The organism is Sodalinema sp., from assembly GCF_046483825.1.
Lineage (GTDB): Bacteria > Cyanobacteriota > Cyanobacteriia > Cyanobacteriales > Geitlerinemataceae > Sodalinema.
On record NZ_JAWOCL010000290.1, the window covers coordinates 1 to 2,957 of the forward strand.

Genomic DNA, 2,957 nt, shown 5'->3' on the forward strand with positions numbered 1-2,957 from the left:
GCCCCCAGCGAACCCCGTAAACCCGTAACCCCAGAAACCGGGTGTCTTGGAGACACTCGGTTTCTGGGGTTACGGGTTTACGGGGTTCGCTGGGGGCCGAGAAACCGGGTGTCTTGGAGACACTCGGTTTCTGGGGTTGGGGTTAGTGTTTGGTGAAGCGGTAGCGATCGCACAGTACCGCGTAGAATAGACCACTAAAGAGGGTTTGTGCGCCCATGAGAATCAAGACCATCCCGGTGATGGCGGGACGGATGGCGTACAGGGGACCAAATTCGGCGGCAAACCAACTGCGTAATACTGAGAGTTCGATGCCGATGCCGATTCCCACCATCACTAGGGAGAATAGCAGGATTTTCTCGATACTGACGACGTTGACGAGCCAATCCATCCGGGGCGATCGCCGCTGAATGCGATGGGTTAAGGTATATAAATGGGCGAGGAGTCCCGTCAGTAGCAATTCGTACCCCAGCAAACAGGATAACGCTGAAACGACAATCCAATGGTCGTTAAAACGGAATGTTCCCACATAGACGGCTTCTCCGCCGGGAGAGAGGTTTAGCATCACCGCCAAAATTAAGCCAAAGCTGAGTAGGAAGCTTCCGGGAACCCAGTAAATGACTTTGGGGGCAAACAGGAGAATATATTTAAGATGTCGCCAGCCGTCGGACCAGGGCCGCAAATGGGGTGGGCGATCGCGTCCATCGGGGTGTAAGGTAATGGGAACCTCCGTAATCTTCAACCCCAACATCGCAGCTTTGACCAACATTTCTGAGGCAAACTCCATCCCCGGCGATTCCATTTGTAACCGCTGAAACGCCCGTTTGGAAAAGGCCCGCATTCCACAGTTGACATCGGAAAACTTCGACTGATAGAGGCGATTCACCACCGCCGTTAACACCGGAGTTCCCAAATAGCGATTTTTCCAAGGCATCGCCCCCGGTAAAATCGTCCCGTTTAGGCGAGTTCCTACCACTAAATCATAGCCTGCCTCAAGCTGTTTGACCATGGCAACAGCTTCGCGAAAATCATAGGAGTCATCGGCATCTCCCATGACCACATAGGTTCCCAAAGCGGCGTTAATTCCCCAAATCAACGCCGCACCATAGCCGCGAATCGGGACATCCACAACTCTTGCCCCGAGGGATTCTGCTAAGGCTTGCGACCCATCGTTTGACCCATTATCGGCAACCACAATCTCTCCGCGCAAGCCGAGATTAGAAATGGCTGTTTTTGCTTTTTTTATACAAGTTTCCAGGGTCAAGGCTTCGTTTAAGCAAGGCAGAACAAAGGACACATCAATCAGATTGGCTGTTGATGTACGCTGTTCGAGTTCCGTCCTCGAATTCATAATTGCATCCCTCAAAAAATCCTTAAATTAACAGGTTCGTTTCCAGATTTGTTTTAAAGTATGGTCTAAACGTCGAGACGTTAATGGGGTTGACCCCACCATCAACATTGCCCAAATTTATCTCATGATTAAACATCGTTTCCTGGGGAGTCCCGGTTTACTGATTCTACAATTTGTTCTCCTGACGCTGATTAGCCTCTGGATAGTCCCCCAATATCAAAGCTGGCATGGCTTTGACCTACAACATTACCACCGTATCTCCCTATATTTGCAAGCCGGACAGGTTCCCTACCGGGATTTTCTACTAGAGTACCCCCCGCTGGCCCTAATTCCCATCCTAATTCCGCAGCTATTCTCGCCTCAGGTTCCCCTCGATCGCGTGGATTACGCCATCGGCTTTATGATGGAGAATCTCATCGTCACCAGTCTCCTGGGAGTTGGCCTGGCCCTGATTCCTCATCCCCGCCGCCAGCAAACCCTGATTGGCTATCTCGTTTTAACAGTTCTCTTGGCGCCTCTGCTTCCCTGGCGATATGACCTATTTCCCTCTTTACTGACGTTAGGGGGGCTTTTGGGGATAATTTTCAATTTTCCGCTTTTGGCTGGCATAGCGCTCGGTCTAGGCATCGCTACGAAGCTCTATCCGGTGGTGTTGCTCCCCCTTTGGTTGTTGTATTTTGCCGCTTCTCGTGACTGGGGTGGGGTGGTGAAACTCGCCGTCGGTGCGATCGCCACCACCATCGCCAGTTTTGCCCCGTTTTGGTATCTCGCTGGAGACAGTTTCACCTCATTTTTAACCTATCATAAAGACCGAGGGTTACAAATTGAAAGTACTTGGGCGGGACTCATTAGTTTAGGTCATGTTTTGGGACTGACTGAAGCCAGTTCAGAAATGAGTTATGGCGCTCAACATATTATTTCCCCCCTCGCCGATCCATTGCTGACTCTACAACCCTTTTTGTTTTTAGGACTTATGGGGGTCATTTATGGCTTAGGCGGTTTTGTGTTTTGGCAAGAGTTTCGCCAAAATCATCATATCAAACCGCAGACCTTGGTGGTATTTTCTCTCGCTACTTTACTCGGGTTTATTCTCGCCAATAAAGTGTTTTCACCGCAATATCTTATTTGGTTATTGCCCTTTGTGCCGCTGCTGCGATCGCCAACAGTTGCCCTAGTCAGCGTCAGTTTTGCCCTAACAACAACCGTTAGCTTTGTCACCCGACAACTTCGCTTGATGTATCCGCCATCTGTCGTGATGTTAAATCTGCGGAATCTTATCTTGTTCATGGTGTTGCTTTTCATTTTATTAACGTTTTATAAAAAACTGACATCTTCAAGGAGTTCTAAGCTATAATTGAACAAACAAAAACTGTGCGAGAAGACGATTACACCTGTTTCCTAGTGCCGTGGCAATTATGGTTAGAGAACTCTCGAAATCAACCGATATCATCTACCCCGATAGTGACGGACAACCGATGGCGGATAATACCAAACAATTTCGCTGGATTGTGGTGATTAAAGAGAACTTAGAATTACTCTTTGCGGACAATCCCGAGGTGTTCGTCGCCGGGGATTTACTCTGGTATCCCGTGGAGGGAAATAACCGCAT

At 49.2% G+C, this 2,957-nt stretch carries 2 protein-coding genes and 1 pseudogene; 2 read left to right on the forward strand and 1 reads right to left on the reverse strand.

Features of this window, described 5'->3' with window-relative positions; all coding sequences use genetic code 11:
• Nucleotides 1–142: 142 nt before the first annotated feature.
• A complete protein-coding gene (locus tag R6U67_RS18545; RefSeq protein WP_410253919.1) occupies nt 143–1,348 on the reverse strand; it encodes a glycosyltransferase family 2 protein in 1,206 nt (401 codons plus the stop codon).
• Between the two features lie 124 nt (nt 1,349–1,472).
• Here R6U67_RS18545 and R6U67_RS18550 point away from each other — a divergent pair, with 124 nt between their 5' ends.
• Together R6U67_RS18550 and R6U67_RS18555 are read left to right on the forward strand one after the other, a co-directional pair.
• On the forward strand, nt 1,473–2,702 hold the full coding sequence (locus R6U67_RS18550) for a glycosyltransferase 87 family protein (protein ID WP_410253920.1): 1,230 nt from the start codon (nt 1,473–1,475) through the stop codon (nt 2,700–2,702).
• Nucleotides 2,703–2,763: 61 nt separating this feature from the next.
• Nucleotides 2,764–2,957 (forward strand): annotated as a pseudogene (locus R6U67_RS18555) (Uma2 family endonuclease); the annotation flags it as partial.

Bases quoted from the DNA above. Each gene is read 5' to 3' on its own strand.
- R6U67_RS18545 (WP_410253919.1), bottom strand. From the start codon at position 1,348: ATGAATTCGAGGACGGAACTCGAACAGCGTACATCAACAGCCAATCTG.
- R6U67_RS18550 (WP_410253920.1), top strand. From the start codon at position 1,473: ATGATTAAACATCGTTTCCTGGGGAGTCCCGGTTTACTGATTCTACAA.